The 4,050-nt window shown below is 32.6% G+C and carries 3 protein-coding genes; 2 read left to right on the top strand and 1 reads right to left on the bottom strand.

The features are described 5' to 3' along the window. On the bottom strand, positions 1-1,722 hold a 1,722-nt coding region (locus tag EZH24_RS08290), incomplete at its 3' end, for a BadF/BadG/BcrA/BcrD ATPase family protein (RefSeq protein ID WP_236847126.1). A 387-nt stretch (positions 1,723-2,109) separates the two neighbouring features. Here EZH24_RS08290 and yedE point away from each other — a divergent pair. Both yedE and EZH24_RS08280 read left to right on the top strand, forming a co-directional pair. Next, on the top strand, positions 2,110-3,192 hold the full coding sequence (gene yedE / locus EZH24_RS08285) for a YedE family putative selenium transporter (RefSeq protein WP_137998681.1): 1,083 nt from the start codon (positions 2,110-2,112) through the stop codon (positions 3,190-3,192). 254 nt (positions 3,193-3,446) lie between these two features. Further along, complete coding sequence (locus tag EZH24_RS08280; protein ID WP_137998679.1) at positions 3,447-3,680, top strand: sulfurtransferase TusA family protein; 234 nt, start codon at positions 3,447-3,449, stop codon at positions 3,678-3,680. Positions 3,681-4,050: the final 370 nt, after the last annotated feature.

Genomic DNA, 4,050 nt, shown 5'->3' with positions numbered 1-4,050 from the left:
TAACTCCGATATATCTGGGCGAATCACTTTTCTATTTAAGAATTTTTCAACCGAACGAAGAACGGCGGAATTTTTGAAAGTTCCTCCTTGAACGACTATATTGTCTCCCAAAATAGATGTGTCGGTAATTTTCAATACTTTAGTGAAACAATTTAAAGTGACGCTTTTCGCAAGTCCCGCGGAAATATCGGCAACGGAAGAGCCTTCTCTTAAAGATTGTTTTACTTTGCTATTCATAAATACTGTGCATCTGCTTCCCAAATCGCATGGACTAACGCTTTCGCAGGCAATATCGGCAAAATCGGCGACTTTATAGCCCATTCCTCTTGCAAAAGTTTCTATAAAAGAACCGCATCCCGAAGAACAAGCCTCGTTTATTTCTATATTTTCTATTATTCCGTCTTTAATAAAAATAGCTTTCATATCCTGCCCGCCAATATCGAGTATGAAACTTACTTTTTCGTCAAACGCTTTCGCTCCTCTATAATGCGCCATCGTTTCGACAATTCCCTCGTCCATATTGAAAGCCGCTTTTATCAAATCTTCTCCGTAGCCCGTCACGGAAGTTTGAGCGATATTTATATTAATATTTTTTTCTTCCAATTCTTTTTTAATTTCGGTTAATCCTTCGACAACCGCACCAACGGGATTTCCGTTATTGTTTCTATAATGTCTTAAAACTACTTTTCCCTCTTCGTCTATGATTACTATTTTTGTAGTAGTAGAGCCAGAATCAATACCTAAAAAAGTATTTTTTCCATTAACCGTTTTCACATCGGCGGATTTAACTTTATCTTTCGCATGTTCTTTAAGCCAATTATTATATTCTTCCTCGCTTGAAAATAAAGCTTCTCTATATTTTGAATTAGTTATTTTCACTTCGGCGGAAATATTTTGAACCAATTTTTTAAACTCCGAAACGGATATTATAGTTTTATCTTCTTTTTCTCCGAAAGCCGCTCCTATAGCCGCTGTAAGTTCGGGATGCTCAATAGTATACATATCGTCTTCGGTGGCGTTTAAAAGAGTTAAAAATGTCATTCTCAAATCTGGCAAGAATGTTAAAGGTCCTCCAGTAAAAAGTATTTTCGGTTTGATTTCAAAACCTTTCGCTAGAGTATTAACCGTTTGAACGGCAACCGCTTGAAATATGCTTTTAGCAATATCCGATTTTGGAATATCTCTGCTTATTAAAGTTTGAACATCCGTTTTTGCAAATACTCCGCATCTGCTCGCCATTGGATAAACGGAAGTCGCTTGTTCCGATAAAGTGGAAAGTTCGGAAGGATGAACATTCAAAAGAGTAGCCATTTGGTCTATAAAAGCTCCCGTTCCTCCAGCGCAATTTCCGTTCATTCTTATATCAGCCTTAAAATTGTCGTCAAACACTATTATTTTGGCGTCTTCTCCGCCTATATCAATCAAAGTTCTTCCGTAAGGATAAATTTTCCTAATCGCCGTTGACGAAGCTATAACTTCTTGCACGAAACTTATTCCCGTTTTTTCGCTTATTCCCATTCCAGCCGTTCCCGTCATAGAAAGAGACAAATCCAAATCTCCGTGAACGCTTTGCAAATTTTCAAGAATTGACAATAAAGTTTCCTTTACATCGGCGTTATGTCTAACATAAGTTTTGAAAATAAGATTATCCGATTCGTCATAGACAACCATTTTTGCAGTAGTCGAACCGATATCTATTCCCGCTCTATATATCTTTTTCATAATTAATTCTCCAATCAAAAAATATAAAAATAAAATCTTTTATGAGATTTTTTATACTTCAAAATTTATTTCTTAAATTTTATTAAATAAATCTTAAACGAATTTAATATAAATAAAATAAAAAATAAATTAAAAATATAATGAAATATTTTACTTATGTCGGTAAAAATGTCAATATTATAATTATTAATATTTATTAAGAATTATTATGATTTGCTAATGATTACTCATAAGAAATAAAACATTTTATACATTTTTTAGCGCTTCAAATTTTAATTTTGATTTTTAATTAAATTTAATCAAATTTTTCTTAAGTAAAATATAATTGATAATAATATATTTTTCATTATAATAGAATAAAATAAATTTTAATTAAAGGAGTGAAAAATGAAGAAAAGTTTTTTCACAAGTTCTGCGGGCATCATATTGGCGGGAGCGATTATAGGAGCTTTAGCCGCTTGGTTGTCCGTAATGGGAAATCCCGCAAATATGGGAATATGCATAGCATGTTTCACAAGAGATTTAGCGGGAGCTTTGGGATTGCATAGAGCGGCAGCTGTGCAATATATAAGACCCGAAATTATCGGCATCGTTATCGGCGCCACAATATCGTCCGCTTTGTCGAAAGAGTTTGTTCCAAAAGGCGGAAGCTCTCCAGCGATAAGATTCTTTTTAGGTTTCTTCGCTATGATTGGAGCTTTAGTTTTCTTGGGATGCCCATGGAGAACTCTTTTAAGAATAGCGGGAGGAGATATTAACGGAATATTCGGGCTTATCGGAATAATAATCGGCGGAGGAATAGGAGTTTTCTTTTGGAAACAAAATTATTCTTTGGGAGCGTCAAAAAATTATAATAACAAATTAGTCGGCTTGCTTCCAATAGTAATTTCACTCATTCTTTTAGCGTTATTATTAAGCAAAATAAAATTTTCCGAAAACGGAGCGATATTCTTTTCAGAGTCTGGACCGGGAAGCATGAGAGCGCCTATAATGATATCTTTAATAGTTTCTATTATAATAGGCTTCATAGCGCAAAAATCAAGATTCTGCACAGTCGGAGGAATAAGAGACGGAATATTTATGAAAGATTTCCATATGACTAAAGGAGTCGTAGCTTTTATAGTTGCTGCGATTATAGTAAATGTAGCTACAAGCAGATTTAATATTTCTATGGAAAATCAGCCTATAGCTCATACGAATATTTTATGGAATATAGTTTCTATGATATTAACGGGACTCGCGTTCACTTTGGGAGCTGGTTGTCCTGGAAGACAATTAATACAATCGGCAGAAGGCAATATGGACAGTCTAATTTTTATTTTGGGAATGCTCGTTGGTGCGGGATTTTCTCATAATTTTAATTTGGCAAGTTCTACGGCGGGACCTACGCCGTTTGGAATGTGGGCTGTTATAATCGGTTTAATATTCTGTATTATTATTGGATTTACGATGAAGGAAATAAACAACTGATATATTCGTAAATATGCAGCCGTGAGTTGTTTTTATAAATATAATTACAGAAACAAACGGTATGAAGATTATATAACGAACTTTACAGTCGCTTTATATTATTAGAATTTAATTATTAGAATTTAAGCGAATAATGATAATATAAAGCGGCGGTAGAGGTTATAAAAATAAAAATGATAATTTTATAATAGTTTGATATCTAAATGCCGTTATTTTTTTAATATTTTTTATTCTTTAAACATCAAGGAAATTATATGCCAGAAGTTATTAAAGTAGACACGAGAGGAATGTCATGCTCTCAAGCTTCGTTTCAAGCTAAATTAGTCGCAATAAACAATACCGAATTAAATACCGTTATAGAGGTTTTGGTTAGCGGGCATTCGAGTTGCGAAAGCGTTATTCGAGGTTGTTTGAAATACGGTTATGAAGGAAGTTTTGAAAGTATGGAAAACGAAGAGATATTAGTCAGACTCATAAAATCGCATTAATTCTATAATTAATAAATAGAATAAAAATAAGAGAGACTGTCGAGCGACAGTCCCTGCAAATATAATATAAAGGAAATATGAAAAATATATCTTATTACAATAATAAGATATTAACGCAACGAATTATAAAACCTATAATTTTTAATTTGGTAAAATATTTATTTTTAATTTTTTGCAATTTTATATTTAAAAATAAAGATAATTATTTATTTGACTTTAATTAAAATTTACATTATTATGTATACTAATCAAAATTTTGAGCAAAAGGAATTTACATGGAAAATAATAAATTCACCGTTGAAGAATCTATAGAATTAATCACTCGCGGTATAAATGAAGTCATAGGACTCGAAGAAATAAAAGAAAAATT

The sequence above is a fragment of the Brachyspira catarrhinii genome (assembly GCF_005518285.1).
Taxonomy (GTDB): domain Bacteria; phylum Spirochaetota; class Brachyspiria; order Brachyspirales; family Brachyspiraceae; genus Brachyspira; species Brachyspira catarrhinii.
The sequence above is the reverse complement of the archived record's forward strand: the minus strand, read 5'-3'. Positions and strand labels throughout refer to the sequence as shown.